Genomic DNA, 15,909 nt, shown 5'->3' with positions numbered 1-15,909 from the left:
AATCGCGGCTTCTTACACTTCTTGGATAGGAAAGAGCCGCATGTCCCAGATCGACCAAGCCGCGCTGGCGCAACTGTTCACCGAGGCCCGCACCCACAACGTGTGGCAAGACCGCCACGTGGACGACGCCGTCCTGCACCAGATCTATGACGCGATGAAGTTCGGCCCGACCGCCGCCAACAGCGGACCGGCCCGTATCGTCTTCGTCAAGAGCGCTGCCGAGAAGGCGCGCCTGGTGGAATGCGTGTCCGCCGGCAATGTCGAGAAGACCCGCTCCGCGCCGATCACCGCGATCATCGCCTTCGACAAGGCCTTCCACGACCAGCTTCCGCGCCTGTTCCCGCACGCCGACGCGCGTGCCTGGTATGCCGGCAATGATGAGAAGATTGCCCGCGACGCCTTGATGAACAGCTCGCTGCAAGGCGGCTACTTCATCCTGGCCGCGCGTGCGCTGGGCCTGGATTGCGGTCCGATGGCCGGTTTCGACGCCGACAAGGTCAACGCGGCTTTCTTCCCTGATGGCAAGTGGTCGGTCAACTTCCTGGTCAACCTGGGCTACGGCATCGCCGAGAAGCTGCATCCGCGCCTGCCGCGCCTGTCGTTCGACGAAGCTTGCCGCATCGTCTGAAGACATCGAGTGCCTAAAAAAGGCGACCCATGGGGTCGCTTTGGCTGCTGACAAAGTCAAAGGCTGCGAATGTTGTCTCCCCTCTCCCATTTTTGGCAGAGGGGCGGGGGAGAGGGCAGGAGTTGCCACGAAGTGAGGCGCCACGGTGCTTGCCATGCGCCGGCCCTCTCCCCCAGCCCCTCTCCCGCAAGCGGGAGAGGGGAGCAAACAGTCTGGCATTTTCCCTTTGTCAGCAATCTGGGCGACCCATGGGGTCGCTTTTTTTGTGGTGCGTCGCAACCTCAGGCAGTCCATTCCTGCACGGGGTTGCAGGCGAGGTAACGACCTGGCTCGGCGATGCCGAGCCGGGCGCGGGCCGCGTCAAGCGGTTCGTGCAACAGCATTTCGTAGTCCTCGCCGAGCAGCCACCCGGCGCGGCGCCCCAGCCGGTGGCCTTCAAGCACGGCGCGCGCAAAGGCCAGGCTGCCAGTCACGCGCAGGCTTTTCAGCGACGCGGCGATGGCGATGAATGCCCATCCCTTGCCGCCGGTCTGCGCGTAACTGAACGCCACCAGCGCGGCTTCGCCAAGGCTTTCGTCGGCCCGGTAGCCGGTGAGCACATGCCAGATGTCGTGGATATCGCGGGTACGCCGGCCGAACCACATGTAGGCGTCCTCGATCACGGGCTCCTGGTCGAGGTTGGAGACCTTGGCCAGCCCGTCCGCGCTGTAGCCGGTCTTTTCCAGGAAGGCGCGGTACGCCGCGCCGACCGTGCCCGGGGCGAAGCTCGCGATATAGGCGGGATCGGACAGGCGCTCGGCCAGTTCGATGCGCTGGTAGACCATGCGCCTGCCATCGGGCGTGGACAGCAGGCGGCTGAAGTTGCGCGGCATCGACGGGCCGTTCAGCGCGCGCATGATGCGGAACACCTGCTCGGTGTCGTTGCCGTTCGCCAGCAGCTTGCGCACGGCCCGGAACGCGGTGAAGACATCCTGCTTGTAGGGATTGGAGGCGGTCGGGGTGGTCATGGCAGGGATCCGTGAGTCAGCGTGAGTCAGGCGAACTGCGCCGGGGCGGTGGCCGGGGCATGCAGCGGCGCGGCGGCGTCGCGCACAAAGTCGACGCAGGTGTCGATGGCGGTCACCGGCAGCATATGGCCGCCGTCTACCAGCGTCAGCGTGGCGCCCTGCACCCTGGCAACCAGTGCTTCTCGCCATGCTCGGCAACGTCGAGGATGCGGTCACCGCGGCCGTACAGCACGCTCACCGGTACGCACAGCGAGTCATAGTGCGGCAGCATTGCCGGCAGGCTGCGCGCGGCACCGATCAGGTCTTCGGAAGCAGCGAGGAAGTGGGAGGGCCGCAGCGCCAGCAGGCCGCCACCCCGCGTCGGGAAGTCGAGCGGGAACGGGTCGGGACCGAACACGATATCCATGACTTCTTCACGGCGCCGCTCCGACATCGGCACCACCAGCGTCCAAGCCAGCAGTCGGCGCAACGCGCTCGGCACGGTCATCGCCTGGAATACCGGCGAAATCGTCTTGGGCGGATGGGTGAGCGGCGCGATCAGCGCCAGGCCGCCGACGCGCTCGGGGTGACGGATGGCCAGTGCCAGCGCGATTGCGCCGCCAAGCGAGTGGCCGACCACCAGCGGTTTCTCCAACCCAAGCTGGTCGCACAGCGCCGCGAGCGCATCGGCCTGTGCCGGCAAATCCGCCGCGGTGCCCGCCACGCGCGTCGAGTGGCCCGCGCCGGGGCGGTCGACGGCGATCACGCGGAAGTGGCGGGCGAGCGGTTCGATCATGCCGTAGCCGAAGTTCTCCAGCTGTCCCGACAGCCCGTGCACCAGCAGCACGGCGGGGCCCTGGCCGCGCTCGACCACATGCAGCCGCGCGCCGGGCACGTCCACAAAGCGCCCGCGCGGCGGCATTGCCGCCTCGATGCGCCGGACGGTGCGCAACGTGTACAGCCATAGCGCCGCGCCCAGGACTAAGATCAGCGCGATCAGCAAGCCAATGACGGTCAGGGCGAAGGTCACGATTGCACCTCGCTGGCGGCAACGGCCGGCACAGTATTGGTTTCGGCAGGGCCCTGGCTGTCCCGGTGGGGCCGGCTAACCTGGGTGGCGGAAGACAGGACATCGAACTGCAGCACGCCGTCGGCGATGCGCCCGTGCCGGATTGTCAGCATGTCTTTCAGGTAGTTCTGATAGACGCGCCATGGCTTGCGGTCGCCTTGACGGGGCAGCACGGTGGCGGCGCGTTGCACATAGCCCGAGGTGAAATCCAGGAACGGCGTGGGTTGCATGCCGGCGGGCGCGCGCGGCATTGCCACGCGGTGGCCATGGCGGTCCATATAGCGCAGCAGGCGGCAGACGTACTCGGCGGTGAGGTCGGCCTTGAGCGTCCACGAGGCGTTGGTGTAGCCGAAGGCGAGTACCAGGTTTGGCACGTCGCTCAGCATCATTCCTTTGTACGCGAACGACTCGGCGGGGCGGCGCGGCTCACCGTCGACGCTGACCGCGATGTCGCCCAGCATGTTCAGCTTCAGCCCCGTTGCCATGACCACGATATCCGCGGCGAGCGTCTTGCCGCTGGCCAGCACGATGCCATTTTCGGTGAACTGGTCAATGGTATCGGTCTCCACCGTGGCACGGCCGTCGCGGATCGCGCCGAACAGGTCGCCATCGGGCACCAGGCACAGGCGCTGGTCCCACGGGTTGTAGCGGGGCGTCAGATGCGTCGCGACGTCAAAACCCGGCGCCAGCTGTGCCGCGGCCATGCCGATCAGCCGTTCCCTGGTGCGCTCCGGCCGCCGCCGCGCCAGCTGGAAGAACATCATGCCGAGCAGTACGTTCTTCCAGCGCGTGGCGCCGTAGGCCAGCCGCTCGGGCAGCAGGCGGCGGAGCTTGTGGGCGATCGCGTCCTCGGCGGGGCGCGTCACGATGTAGGTGGGAGAGCGTTGCAGCATGGTGACGTGCGCGGCGCGCTTTGCCATTTCCGGCACCAGCGTCACCGCTGTGGCGCCGCTACCGATCACAACCACGCGCTTGCCGCCGAAGTCGAGCGATTCGTCCCAGAACTGAGGATGCAGGATGTGGCCGCGAAAGCGATCCTCGCCGTCAAACGCCGGGCGGTGGCCTTCGGCATAGCTGTAATAGCCGGCGCAGACATATAGAAAGCGGGCGCGCAGGCGCAGCCGGTCATGGTCCGCCGTGCGCTCGGCTTCCACCGTCCAGCAGCCCGCGGCGCTGTCCCATGCGGCGCTGACGACCTTGTGGCCGAAGCGGATATGCGGCGTGATGCCGGCTTCCTCGGCGGTCTCGCGGATATAGGCGCGGATCGACGGCCCGTCAGCGATGGCCTTGGCGCCGCGCCAGGGCTTGAAGCGGTAGCCCAGCGTGTACATGTCCGAGTCGGAGCGGATGCCGGGGTAGCGGAACAGGTCCCAGGTGCCGCCGATGGCGTCGCGGGCTTCCAGGATGGCGTAGCGCTTGCCGGGGCAGCGCATCTGCAGGTGGCGCGCGGCGCCGATGCCGGACAGGCCGGCGCCTACGATCAAGACATCGAGGACGGCATCATCGGGACGGGGTGCGGTCATGTCGGGCATCCGGGCGAGTGGCGCTTCTGACAACATAGGTTGTCAGAAGCGATATGACAAGGCATCTGACAATAGGGAATGTCATAATGGCGCGCATGACCACCGCGCTCACCCCTGCACGCCGCTACCGCGGCGCCGACGCCGAAGAACGGCGCGCCCAACGCCGAGGCCAGCTGATTGCCGCGGCGGTGCAGGTCTATGGAGAGCGCGGGTACCAGAACGCCACGGTCAAGGCCGTGTGCGAGGCCGCCGGCTTGACCGAGCGCTATTTCTACGAGTCATTCGCCAACAGCGAGGCGCTGCTGCTGGCGTCGTTCCAGGCAGTCACGCACCGCTTGCTGCAGACACTGGCCCGCGCCGGGGAGGCGGCAGGCGGCGACGGCCCCAGGCGGGCGCTGGCGATGCTGCGCGCCTATTTCGGGGCCCTGCAGCGCGAGCCGCGTTCGGCGCGCGTGTTCCTGGTGGAGATCCGCGGCGTCAGCAAGCTGGTCGATGGCGCGCTGGCGGATTCGCTGAGCGAATTTGGCGGCCTCCTGGCGCAAGCGCTGCTGCCGCCGGGGCGGCAACTCGATCCGTTGCTGACCGCGGGCGTGGCGGGCGGGGTCATCCATGTCGCGCTGCGCTGGATCGGACAGGGTTACACGCCCGACGTCGAGGTGGTGGCACGCACGGCGCTGCAACTGGCCATGGTGCTGGCGCGCGAGCCGGACTAAGGTCCGCCGCCAAGGCGCTTACAACTGCGGCGCTTCCGTCTTCTCCTTGAACTCGCACAGCGGCTCGATCACGCAGTGCCAGCATTCCGGCTTGCGCGCCTTGCATACGTAGCGGCCGTGCAGGATCAGCCAGTGGTGCGCATCGTGCAGGAATTCATGCGGCACGCACTTGAGCAGCTCCTGTTCGACCACCTGCACGTTCTTGCCAGGCGCCAGCCCGGTGCGGTTCGCGACCCGGAAGATATGTGTATCCACCGCGATGGTGGGCTCGCCGAAAGCAGTGTTGAGGACCACGTTAGCGGTCTTGCGGCCTACGCCCGGCAGTGCTTCTAACGCGTCGCGGTCGGGCGGCACCTTGCCGCCGTGCCGTTCGACCAGGATGCGGCAGGTTTCGATCACATGCTTGGCCTTGGTCTTGTACAGGCCGATGGTCTTGATGTATTCGCTCAGCCCGGCCTCGCCGAGGTCGAGCATCTGCTGCGGCGTGTGCGCGACCGAGAACAGCCGGCGCGTAGCCTTGTTGACGCCGACATCGGTGGCCTGCGCCGACAGCAGCACGGCAATCAGCAGCTCGAACGGCGAACTGTATTCCAGTTCCGTCACCGGGGCAGGGTTGACTTCGCGCAGCGTCTCGAAAATGGCTCGGCACTTGGCGGCGTTCATTGTTGTTGTTCTGGGTCGGGTTTGGCGTTGGGGCCGACCGCTGGCTCGGTCAGGCCGGCGCGCGCACGGCGCGCTTCGGCGGCATCGATCTGCGCCTGAACGGCGGGCGAGACGTTTTCCGTATTGCGCGGCCGCGCGGCCTGCTGCTTCTGGCGAGCGCGCTCGATGGCGGCCTGGATGATGGCGCGCTTGCGCTCCTGCGCGGCGCGCTCGGCGTCGTCCTGCGGGGCTTCGGCCTGCACCGCGGCCAGCTTGGCCGCGGCCTTGGCAGCCAGGCGCGCGTCGTTTTCCTCGCGCTCGCGCACCAGCCGGGCCTGGCGTGCCAGGTAGCGCGCATGGGCTGCGTCGGCCTGGGCCTGCGACCACGCGTCCCAGCCGGTGCGGTCGCCGGTGACCGGGATCATGGCGATGCAGTCTACCGGGCAGGGCGCCACGCACAGGTCGCAGCCGGTGCACAGCTCGGGAATCACCGTGTGCATCTGCTTGGCGGCGCCGGCAATGGCGTCGACCGGACATGCCTGGATGCAGAGGGTGCATCCGATGCACAGGGTCTCGTCGATCAGCGCGACCGCGCGAGATTGCTCGGTGCCGCGTTCGGGATCGAGCGGGATGGGTTCGACGCCAAGCACCCCGGCCAGCCGGCGCACCCCTTCCGCGCCACCGGGCGGGCAGCGGTTGCAGGCCGCTTCGCCAGCGGCCATGGCCTCGGCGTACGGGCGGCAGCCGTTGAATCCGCATTTGGTGCACTGGGTCTGGGGCAGCAACGCCTCGATGCGGTCGGCGAGGGACTTGACGGCGGGATTCACGACAACAGGCTGGAATTCAGGAGACAAACCGGATCAGGACAGGACTGGACATTTATGGGGCGCATGCGGCGCTGTGCGTGCTTGGCGACATAACTGCGGCCCCACGGACAGCCGGCGGGCCTGCGCCGGCGCACAATAATCCGGCGGAACCGTCGCCGGCGGGCCTCAGCGGCCGGTCGGGCTTCTTCGAGCCCTCGCACCGCAAGGATTATCCCCGATTTCGCCGATGGACAGAAACGGCGATGATGCGCGTCGCGCAGCCGGACTGCCGCATTCCGGCGTGTGCCATAATCCGCGCAACGATCGACCAGCCATTCATGTCAACAGAGACCAAGACCAAACGCGACCCCGAAGGGACGCGCCGACGCATCCTCGCTGCGGCCACCGAGGAATTCGCCAAGGGTGGCCTGGCCGGCGCCCGCGTCGACCAGATTGCCCGGCGCGCGGAAACCAACGAACGCATGCTGTATTACTACTACGGCAGCAAGGAAGGGCTGTTCCTGGCCGTGCTGGAAAAACAGTACGCCGAATTCCGCGCCGCCGAGGAAAGGCTGCACCTGGTCGACGAAGACCCGATCGCCGGTGTGCGCGCGCTGGCCCGTTTTGTCTGGGACTGGTACTACGAGCACCCCGAGTTCATTCGCCTGATCAACAGCGAGAACCTGCACGAAGCCCGCCACCTGAAGAAATCGGCGCAGCTGCAGCAGCTGATCAACCCAGTCGTGGATGTGCTGGCCGACGTGATCCACAGGGGCCAGCAGCAGGGCGTGTTCCGCGACAATATCGACGTGCCCCAGTTCTACCTGACGATCTCGGCGCTGGGCTACTACGTGCTGTCCAACCGCTACACCATCAGCGCGGTGACCGGCCGCGATGTGGCTTCGCAGCACGAGCATGAGCGCTTTGCCGAGCTGCATACCGAGATGCTGCTCTGCTATCTGAAGCGCTCCTGCTGTCCCGAGAGCGCATAGAAAGAAACGCCCGCGATTGCGGGCGTTGTGTTTTCTGCGGCGGGGTTATTTCGATGCGGGCTGGTGATACTTGCGGATGAAATCGCGCAGGTCCGGATAGATATTCTCGCGCCAGCGCCGGCCCGAGAAAATCCCGTAGTGGCCGCAACGCGGCGCGGTCACGTGCTGCTTGCGGTTTGTCGGGATGCCGCTGCACAGGTCGTGCGCGGCGGCGGTCTGGCCCGCGCCTGAGATATCGTCCAATTCGCCCTCGACCGTCATCAGCGCGGTACCCTTGATATCCTGCGGCCGCACCGGCTTGCCATCGATGGCCCAGGTACCGTTGGCCAGGCGGAATTCCTGGAACACTTCGCGGATGGTGTCGAGGTAATACTCGGCGGCCATGTCCAGCACCGCGTTGTACTCGTCGTAGAAGCGCACATGCGCGTCGGCGTCGTCGGCGTCGCCCTCGACCAGGCTCAGGTAATAGTCATAGTGCGATGACAGGTGCCGGTCCGGGTTCATCGCGACGAAGCCGGCATGCTGCAGGAAGCCCGGGTACACGCGGCGGCCGTGGCCGGGATAGTTGGCCGGCACGGTGTAGATCACGTTGTTCTCGAACCACTCGAAGGACTTGTTGGTGGCCAGCGAGTTGACGGCGGTGGGGCTCTTGCGGGCATCGATCGGGCCACCCATCATCGTCATGGTGCGCGGCGTCGTCTCGCCGGCGGAAGCCATCAGCGAGATCGCGGCCAGCACGGGCACGGTCGGCTGGCACACCGAAACCACATGCAGGTTCTCGGCGCCGATATGGCGGATGAATTCCTGGATGTAGTAGATGTAGTCCGACAGGTGGAAGGCGCCGTCTTCAATCGGCACCATGCGCGCGTCGATCCAGTCGGTCACATAGACCTTGTGATCCTGCAGCAGCGTGCGCACGGTGTCGCGCAGCAGCGTGGCGTGGTGGCCCGACAGCGGCGCGCATACCAGCACCACCGGCTCGTCCTTCAGCAGCTTGATGGTTTCCGGGTCGTCGGCATAGCGCTTGAAGCGCAGCAGCTTGCAGAACGGCTTTTCCAGCACGGACTGCTCAACGATGGGGATGTCGCGGCCGTTGGAGCGCACCGACTTGATGTCGAACGACGGTTTTTCGTATTCCTTGCCGAGCCGGTACAGCAGCTCGTAGCCCGCCGCAAGACGGGGGGCGCCGGGTACCAGCGACATCGGGCTGAGGGGGTTGGTGAAAGTCTTGGCGGTCGCCTGGGCCCACGCGGTCAGCGGGTGGAGGAACGAGCGCTGGAACTCATGCAATTGGTAGAGCATGCCGTTTCTGCCTGGTCTTACTTTTGGTCACGTACCACCAAGTACTAATGTACTGACAATACACCTGGGATCGTTGCGGATTATGCCCGTTCTCGAACGACCGTGCTAACGATCTTGCTTTGCAGCATATACCTTAAGGTACTTCCCCATCTGCGGAACACAATAAGGCATTAGCCTGATTTTTGGATGACACCTTCCTATAAGACTGAAAACAAATGCAAAAAGCGGCCGAGGCCGCTTTTTTTCAAGGCGCTATGTGATGCTGGCGCCAGTTGCCATGCGTTGCTGCCCGTTGCCGTGCAGCAACGCCGGCAGCGTTACATCACCGCTGCGATCGCATCGACCACCGCATCGAGGTTGCGGCTGTTCAGCGCCGCCACGCAGATTCGGCCGGTGCCGACGGCGTAGATGCCGTGCTCGTTGCGCAGGCGGTCCACCTGGGCCGAGGTCAGGCCCGAGTACGAGAACATGCCGCGCTGGGCCTTGACGAAGGAGAAGTCGCCCGGCACGCCCTTGGCGGCCAGCTTGTCCACCAGCGCATGGCGCATCAGCTTGATGCGGTCGCGCATCTCGGCCAGCTCTTCTTCCCACATGGCGCGCAGTTCCGGGCTGTTCAGCACGGTGGCAACCACGGTGCCGCCGTGCGTCGGCGGGTTGGAGTAGTTGGTGCGGATCACGCGCTTGACCTGCGACATCACGCGCTGGGCTTCTTCCTTGCCGGTGGTGACGATCGACAGCGCGCCCACGCGCTCGCCGTACAGCGAGAAGCTCTTCGAGAACGAGCTCGATACGAAGAAGGGCAGGCCGGAGTCGGCGAACAGGCGCACGGCGGCACCGTCGGCGTCGATGCCGTCGGCGAAGCCCTGGTAGGCCATGTCCAGGAACGGGATCAGGTTGCGTTCCTTGACCAGTTCCACCACTTGCTTCCACTGCTCGGGCGACAGGTCCACGCCGGTCGGATTGTGGCAGCAGGCGTGCAGCACGACGATGGTGTTGGCCGGGTACGACTTCAGCGATTCCACCATGCCGGCGAAGTTCAGGCCGTGGCTGGCAGCGTCGTAGTACGCGTAGTTGACCACCGGGAAACCGGCGGCCTCGAACAGCGCGCGGTGGTTTTCCCAGCTCGGGTCGCTGATGGCGACCTTGGCGTCCGGGTACAGGCGCTTAGGAAGTCGGCGCCGATCATCAGCGCGCCGGTGCCGCCCAGTGCCTGGGCCGTCACCACGCGGCCTTCGGTGATCAGCGGCGATTCCTTGCCGAACAGCAGCGTCTGCACGGCCTGGTCGTAGGCGGCGATGCCTTCGATCGGCAGGTAGCCGCGCGGGGTGGCGGTGGTCAGACGGGCTTTTTCTGCCTCCTGGACGGCGCGCAGCAGGGGGATTTTCCCTTCGTCGGTGAAGTACACGCCAACGCCCAGGTTGACCTTGGTGGCGCGGGTGTCGGCATTGAAGGCTTCGTTGAGGCCCAGGATCGGGTCACGCGGGGCCATCTCGACGGCAGAAAACAAACTCATTTGGAATCTCGTGGTCGGCAATGAAAGAAAACGGGAAGGCGTAGAATGCTCCGGACTGCGCTGGCGGCTGGCAGGCCCCGTTCCGTTCTGGGCGGAATCGGCCCCACGCCGGTGGGAACGGCCTGAAGCGGCTTGAAGCGGGGGCTGTCAACCCCAAGATTCTAGCGTATCCGCCCGTTTTCCTGAGGTTTTTCCCTAATTTGGCCATCACTTCTTTCGTTACTTCTTTATTACCTCTCCCGCTATTGCGCCCCCTATGTCGAACCTTGCAGAAGCCGCGCCGGCCCTGGACGAAAGCAAATTCGTCACATTTCCCGGCTCCCCGTTCCAGCTGTACCAGCCGTTCGCGCCCGCCGGGGACCAGCCGGAAGCGATCCGCCAGCTGGTGGAAGGGGTGGAGGACGGCCTCTCGTACCAGACACTGCTGGGCGTGACCGGGTCAGGCAAGACCTTCACCATGGCCAACGTGATCGCCCGGATGGGACGGCCGGCGATCGTGTTCGCGCCCAACAAGACGCTGGCGGCCCAGCTATATGCTGAATTCCGCGAGTTCTTCCCGCGCAATGCGGTCGAGTACTTCGTCAGCTACTACGACTACTACCAGCCTGAGGCCTATGTCCCGCAGCGCGACCTGTTCATCGAGAAGGACTCGTCGATCAACGAGCATATCGAGCAGATGCGGCTGTCGGCGACCAAGAGCCTGCTGGAGCGCCGCGACACGGTGATCGTGGCGACGGTCTCGGCGATCTATGGTATCGGCAACCCGAACGAATACCACCAGATGATTCTCACTTTGCGGGCCGGCGACAAGATCAGCCAGCGCGACGTGATTGCGCGCCTGATCGCCATGCAGTACACCCGCAACGAGACCGATTTCCAGCGCGGCACGTTCCGCGTGCGCGGCGACACCATCGATATCTTCCCGGCGGAACACGCCGAGATGGCGGTGCGGCTGGAGATGTTCGACGACGAAGTCGAATCGCTCCAGTTCTTCGATCCGCTGACCGGCCGCGTGAAACAGAAGATCCCGCGCTTCACGGTCTACCCGTCGAGCCACTATGTGACGCCGCGCGAAACCGTGCTGCGCGCGATCGAGGCGATCAAGGACGAGCTGCGCGACCGGCTGGAGTTCTTTCACAAGGAAAACCGGCTGGTCGAAGCGCAGCGGCTGGAGCAGCGTACCCGCTTCGATCTCGAAATGCTCTCCGAGCTGGGCTTCTGCAAGGGCATCGAGAATTATTCGCGCCACCTGTCCGGCGCGCGCCCCGGCGAGCCGCCGCCGACGCTGGTCGACTACCTGCCGTCCGATGCGCTGATGTTCCTGGATGAATCGCACGTGCTGATCGGCCAGCTCAACGGCATGTACAACGGCGACCGCGCGCGCAAGACCACGCTGGTCGAGTACGGCTTCCGGCTGCCGTCGGCGCTGGATAACCGGCCGCTCAAGTTCGACGAGTTCGAGCGCAAGATGCGACAGGTGATGTTCGTCACGGCGACGCCGGCGCAGTTCGAGCAGGAGCATGCCGGGCAGGTGGTGGAGCAGGTGGTGCGCCCGACCGGGCTGGTCGACCCGACCATCGTCGTGCGTCCGGCGACGACGCAGGTGGACGACTTGCTGTCGGAAATCCACGCGCGCGTGGAGGTCAACGAGCGCGTGCTGGTGACCACGCTGACCAAGCGCATGGCCGAGCAGTTGACCGAGTTCCTGTCCGAGAACGGCGTCAAGGTGCGCTACCTGCACTCGGACATCGACACAGTGGAGCGCGTCGAGATCATCCGCGACCTGCGCCTGGGCACCTTCGATGTGCTGGTCGGCATCAACCTGCTGCGCGAGGGCCTGGATATCCCCGAAGTGTCGCTGGTGGCGATCCTGGACGCCGACAAGGAAGGCTTCCTGCGCGCCGAGCGCTCGCTGATCCAGACCATCGGCCGCGCCGCGCGCAACGTCAATGGCACCGCCATCCTGTATGCCGACCGCATGACCGATTCGATGCGGAAGGCCATCAGCGAGACCGAGCGCCGCCGCGCCAAGCAAATGGCCTTCAACGAGGCCAACGGCATCATTCCGCGCGGTGTGGTCAAGCGCATCAAGGACATCATCGACGGCGTCTACAACGCCAGCGATGCCAAGGCCGAGCTGCAGGCCGCGCAGGAGCAGGCGCGCTACGAGGACATGAGCGAGAAGCAGGTGTCCAAGGAAATCAAGCGGCTGGAAAAGCTCATGCTCGACCATGCCCGCAACCTGGAGTTCGAGCAGGCGGCACAGGTGCGCGATCAACTGGCCAAGCTCAAGGCACAGGTGTTCGGCGCCAGCGGCGAGGGCGCGCTCCCGCCGGCGTGAGTCCGGCAGTGGCGCTGGCGCGCGCCGCGGCTGGCCTATAGTGAAAAGCGTCATGACCGTTCGGGCGCAAGGAGCTGCCATGGAACGCCAGTTCGAGTACGGGGGCTATCTGGTCGTAGCCAGCGCGGTGCCCAATGCCGCAGGCGGATTTGCCGGGCAGATGCGCATCGCCGACGCCTTTGGCGAGCCGGCCGGGCCGACCTACGAAGCCATCGCGGGCGATGCGCCAACGCAGGAGGCGGCCGTCGCGCTGGCCGAGGCCGCTGCGATGCGGGCCATCGATGCCGGCGAGGTCAACTAGCCGCCCCCCTGTCCCATTTCCCGAGGAGAACACACAATGACCGAAATCGGCGAGTGGAAGAAGAAGGTCTATGAAACCCACGAGGTGCAGGTCCAGGTCAAGCAACGCTCGCAGAGCGAATGGTCGTACACGGTGCGCGTCTGCCGCCCGGGGACCAATATCCGCGCCGCCGGCACGCTGACCGAGACCTCGTGCATCACCGATCATTTCAAGTCCGCCGAAGCCGCCGCAGTGGCCGGGTTTGCGCATGGCGAGCGCCTGGCCAAACAGCTCGCCTAGGCAGGCCCGCGCCATTGGGTCGGGCCGGCGAGCTTTGGCGTCCGTTCCGGGCAGGCGGTTAGAATTGCGCCTCTCCGAACCACCGGGCAGGCCGGCGGGCAGGGGGCCTTGAGCGCCATGCCGTGGCCGCGCTTGCGCTTTCCCCAGCCCCAGCCCCAGCTGTCGACAGACCAGATGAAGAAATACGCCATCCTGATGTGTTGCATGGGCAACATCTGCCGTTCGCCGACGGCGGAGGGGGTGCTGCGCGCCAAGCTGGCCGCGGCCGGGCTGGAACCACTGGTCGAACTGGACTCGGCCGGCACCCATGAGTACCACCTGGGCCGTGCGCCCGACCTGCGTACCCAGCGCGCCGCGCTGCGTCGTGGCTACGACCTGTCGGCGCTGCGCGCACGAAAGGTCGGCTTGCCTGACTTCGATCGCTTCGACCTGATCCTGGCGATGGACCGCGAGAACCTCGCCGGCCTGACCCGGCTGCATCCCGACACCGGCGACAAGGTGCGCCTGCTGATGAGCTTCGCCACCCGCCATGACGCCGACGAAGTGCCCGATCCGTACTACGGCGAGGGCGACGGCTTCGAGCGCGTGCTCGACTATGTCGAGGACGCCTGCGACGGGCTGATCGCGATGCTTCGCCAGCGTCTGCAAGACCCCGCCGGCTGAGCCGGCACCCGCGCGCACCCTCCCGCGGCGCCGCGGCCGGCGGCCCGATTCCACCAGATTTCCATGCTCCGAACCCTGTTCCGCAAATGGCGCGAATCGCGCAATGCCAGCCTGCAACTCGACGCCGTCCTGGCCGCGGCCGATCCCGAGGCGCCGCTGGCCGAGCGCAACCGCTGGCTGATCGAGCTGGGCTACTGGATACGCCGTGACGGCGGCCTCAGCGCGAACGGCGAGGAGCCCGCCGCTGACCGCAGCCATCCCCAGCACGTACGGCTGCGCTACCTGCTGCAGGTGCTGGAGCGCCACCCCGACTGGGCCGAGCGCTTCGCGCTGACGATGCGCAGCATCGTGCGCGACAACGACCCCACCGGCCTGTTCTGCGACACCGGCGTGTCCCTGCACCCGGGGTTTGTCAGCGAGATGGTGAGCCGGCTGCAGAACCGCTTCCTGCCGCCGCCGCCCAACCGCAGCGACATGGCCGGGTTGTTCGCGCTGGTGTTCGTCGGCGACGAGGACGCTGAGTGGGTGGAGGCGATTGACGACGAACTGGTGGGGCGGCTGTCGCACGTGCTGCAGCAAGGCAGCGAGGCCGTCGGCGGCATGGCCAACTACCGCGCCGCGCTGGGCCAGACGCTGGTGATCAGCATCGCGGTGCTGGTCAGCCAGGTGCGCGCTACCGGGCTGAGCCAGGCGATCCGCTCGCGGCTGCGCGGGCGCGTGGAGGACACGCCGTTTTTCCAGCTGGACGCCGCGATAGAAGCACTGAGAGCGGATGGCCTGCAGCACGGCGACGAAAGCTTCGGCCAGCGCCTGAACTATTTCCGGGCGCTGCTGGATGGCTGCCACGATGCCGCCCGGCAGGTCTACCAGGACCTGGAGGAGAACGGCGTGTCGATCGAGGTGGTGTTCCAGATCGAACGCATGAAGGTGCAACTGCACCGCATCGAGCTGCTGCTGGCGGCCTGGGTCGAGCCCGGCCGTCCCGGCATGCATCCGCACCTGGTGGCGGAGCTGATCCGCTCGACGCAGGCGCGCCGCAGCCTGTCGCACCTGGCGGGCAGCTCGTTCGCGCAACTGGCCCGCAAGGTGGTGGAGCGCTCGGCCGAGACCGGGGAACACTACATCACGCGCGACCGCAAGGAATACGCCGAGCTGGTGCGCGCGGCGGCCGGTGGCGGCCTGATCACGGTCGCCACGGTGTATCTGAAGTTCGTGATCTACGGCCTGCACCTCGACAAGTTCAGCGAAGGCCTGCTGGCCTCGCTCAACTATGCGGGGAGCTTCCTCACCATCCACTTCGCGCACTTCACGCTGGCGACCAAGCAGCCGGCGATGACCGGCCCGGCGCTGGCGCACCGGCTCGACGCGGCGGGGCGCCCGGAAGGGCGCGAGGCCTTTGTCGACGACACCATCGCCATGATCCGCTCCAACGCGGCGGCGATCGTCGGCAACCTGGCGGTGGTGTTCCCGGTGGCGCTGGCCATCCAGTGGCTCGCGCACAAGCTGCTGGGCTCCAACCTGATCACGCCGGCCAAGGCCATCGCCACCATCGAATCGTTCTCGATCCTCGGGCCGACGCCGCTCTACGCGGCTTTTACGGGCGTGCTGCTGTGGCTGTCGAGCCTGATCGCAGGCTGGGCCGACAACTGGTTCGCGCTGCACCGCGTGCATGACGTGATGGCCTACAACCGACGCCTGCACTACGTGCTGGGCGCACGCGGCGCCACGCGCCTGGCGGACTTCTGGAAGAGCAACCTGTCGGGCATCGTCGGCAATGTGTCGCTGGGCTTCCTGCTGGGGCTGGGGCCGGAGATCCTGAGCTTCTTCGGGCCGCATATGGAAGTGCGCCATGTGACGCTGTCGACCGGCTCGGTCGGCACCGCGATCGGCGTGCTGGGGCTGGATGCGCTGCATATGCCGTCGCTGTGGCTGGCGGTGGCCGGGATCGCGCTGATGGGGGTGCTGAACGTTGGCGTCAGCTTTGCGCTAGCCTTCAATATGGCGCTTCGCTCACGCAATTTGCGACGCGTGGACCGCGCCGAACTGAGTGCCGCCGTGCGGCGCCGCATCCTGAAACACCCGCTTTCGCTGGTCATGCCGCCCCGCGCGGCAAGCCCGGAGAGGGCTGCCGGCGAGCGCAGCGCTTGATGC

At 66.3% G+C, this 15,909-nt stretch carries 13 protein-coding genes and 2 pseudogenes; 8 read left to right on the top strand and 7 right to left on the bottom strand.

What is annotated here, in order from left to right:
* The first annotated feature begins 40 nt into the window (after positions 1 to 40).
* Positions 41 to 628: a malonic semialdehyde reductase gene (locus tag ACIP1U_RS09480; RefSeq protein WP_400314210.1), complete on the top strand. Its 588-nt coding sequence runs from the start codon at positions 41 to 43 to the stop codon at positions 626 to 628.
* A gap of 281 nt (positions 629 to 909) precedes the next feature.
* On the opposite strand, the gene ACIP1U_RS09475 is transcribed toward ACIP1U_RS09480, so the two are convergent.
* From ACIP1U_RS09475 to ACIP1U_RS09465, 3 genes and pseudogenes are all read right to left on the bottom strand, one after another.
* A complete protein-coding gene (locus ACIP1U_RS09475) occupies positions 910 to 1,635 on the bottom strand; it encodes a Coq4 family protein (protein WP_400314209.1) in 726 nt (241 codons plus the stop codon).
* Positions 1,636 to 1,661: 26 nt separating this feature from the next.
* A pseudogene (locus ACIP1U_RS09470) lies at positions 1,662 to 2,644 on the bottom strand (alpha/beta fold hydrolase).
* Positions 2,641 to 4,206 carry a flavin-containing monooxygenase gene (locus ACIP1U_RS09465; RefSeq protein ID WP_400314207.1) on the bottom strand — a complete coding sequence of 522 codons (1,566 nt, stop codon included), beginning with the start codon at positions 4,204 to 4,206 and terminating at the stop codon, positions 2,641 to 2,643. Before ACIP1U_RS09465 ends, ACIP1U_RS09470 begins: the two are co-directional and overlap by 4 nt.
* Positions 4,207 to 4,292: 86 nt before the next feature.
* Here ACIP1U_RS09465 and ACIP1U_RS09460 point away from each other — a divergent pair, with 86 nt between their 5' ends.
* Positions 4,293 to 4,919, top strand: coding sequence for a TetR/AcrR family transcriptional regulator (locus tag ACIP1U_RS09460; protein ID WP_400314206.1), 627 nt, complete (start codon positions 4,293 to 4,295; stop codon positions 4,917 to 4,919).
* Between the two features lie 18 nt (positions 4,920 to 4,937).
* Here the strand turns inward: ACIP1U_RS09460 and nth are convergent, their stop codons facing one another.
* Together nth and rsxB are read right to left on the bottom strand one after the other, a co-directional pair.
* Positions 4,938 to 5,582, bottom strand: a complete 645-nt coding sequence (nth, locus tag ACIP1U_RS09455) for an endonuclease III (RefSeq protein ID WP_400314205.1) — start codon at positions 5,580 to 5,582, stop codon at positions 4,938 to 4,940.
* The gene (rsxB, locus tag ACIP1U_RS09450) at positions 5,579 to 6,388 is read right to left on the bottom strand and encodes an electron transport complex subunit RsxB (RefSeq protein ID WP_400314203.1); all 810 of its coding nucleotides are present in this window, start codon (positions 6,386 to 6,388) and stop codon (positions 5,579 to 5,581) included. Before rsxB ends, nth begins: the two co-directional genes overlap by 4 nt.
* Positions 6,389 to 6,705: 317 nt before the next feature.
* On the opposite strand from rsxB, the gene ACIP1U_RS09445 reads away from it, so the two are divergent.
* The gene (locus ACIP1U_RS09445; protein ID WP_400314201.1) at positions 6,706 to 7,359 is read left to right on the top strand and encodes a TetR family transcriptional regulator; all 654 of its coding nucleotides are present in this window, start codon (positions 6,706 to 6,708) and stop codon (positions 7,357 to 7,359) included.
* A gap of 45 nt (positions 7,360 to 7,404) precedes the next feature.
* On the opposite strand, the gene ACIP1U_RS09440 is transcribed toward ACIP1U_RS09445, so the two are convergent.
* Both ACIP1U_RS09440 and ACIP1U_RS09435 read right to left on the bottom strand, forming a co-directional pair.
* On the bottom strand, positions 7,405 to 8,661 hold the full coding sequence (locus ACIP1U_RS09440; RefSeq protein ID WP_400314199.1) for a polyhydroxyalkanoate depolymerase: 1,257 nt from the start codon (positions 8,659 to 8,661) through the stop codon (positions 7,405 to 7,407).
* Between the two features lie 317 nt (positions 8,662 to 8,978).
* Positions 8,979 to 10,174, bottom strand: a pseudogene (locus ACIP1U_RS09435) (amino acid aminotransferase).
* Between the two features lie 256 nt (positions 10,175 to 10,430).
* Here ACIP1U_RS09435 and uvrB point away from each other — a divergent pair.
* From uvrB to ACIP1U_RS09410, 5 genes are all read left to right on the top strand, one after another.
* On the top strand, positions 10,431 to 12,515 hold the full coding sequence (gene uvrB / locus ACIP1U_RS09430; RefSeq protein ID WP_400314198.1) for an excinuclease ABC subunit UvrB: 2,085 nt from the start codon (positions 10,431 to 10,433) through the stop codon (positions 12,513 to 12,515).
* Between the two features lie 79 nt (positions 12,516 to 12,594).
* The gene (locus tag ACIP1U_RS09425) at positions 12,595 to 12,816 is read left to right on the top strand and encodes a hypothetical protein (RefSeq protein ID WP_029046863.1); all 222 of its coding nucleotides are present in this window, start codon (positions 12,595 to 12,597) and stop codon (positions 12,814 to 12,816) included.
* 36 nt (positions 12,817 to 12,852) lie between these two features.
* Positions 12,853 to 13,095, top strand: a complete 243-nt coding sequence (locus ACIP1U_RS09420; RefSeq protein WP_400314196.1) for a hypothetical protein — start codon at positions 12,853 to 12,855, stop codon at positions 13,093 to 13,095.
* Positions 13,096 to 13,269: 174 nt separating this feature from the next.
* Positions 13,270 to 13,758 carry a low molecular weight protein-tyrosine-phosphatase gene (locus tag ACIP1U_RS09415; RefSeq protein ID WP_400314194.1) on the top strand — a complete coding sequence of 163 codons (489 nt, stop codon included), beginning with the start codon at positions 13,270 to 13,272 and terminating at the stop codon, positions 13,756 to 13,758.
* Positions 13,759 to 13,821: 63 nt separating this feature from the next.
* Positions 13,822 to 15,906, top strand: coding sequence for a site-specific recombinase (locus tag ACIP1U_RS09410; protein WP_400314192.1), 2,085 nt, complete (start codon positions 13,822 to 13,824; stop codon positions 15,904 to 15,906).
* Positions 15,907 to 15,909 lie beyond the last annotated feature (3 nt).

This window comes from Cupriavidus sp. NPDC089707, assembly GCF_044748965.1.
Classification (GTDB): Bacteria; Pseudomonadota; Gammaproteobacteria; order Burkholderiales; family Burkholderiaceae; genus Cupriavidus.
Note: the sequence above shows the minus strand (reverse complement) of the source record. Positions and strands in the feature narration are given on the sequence as shown.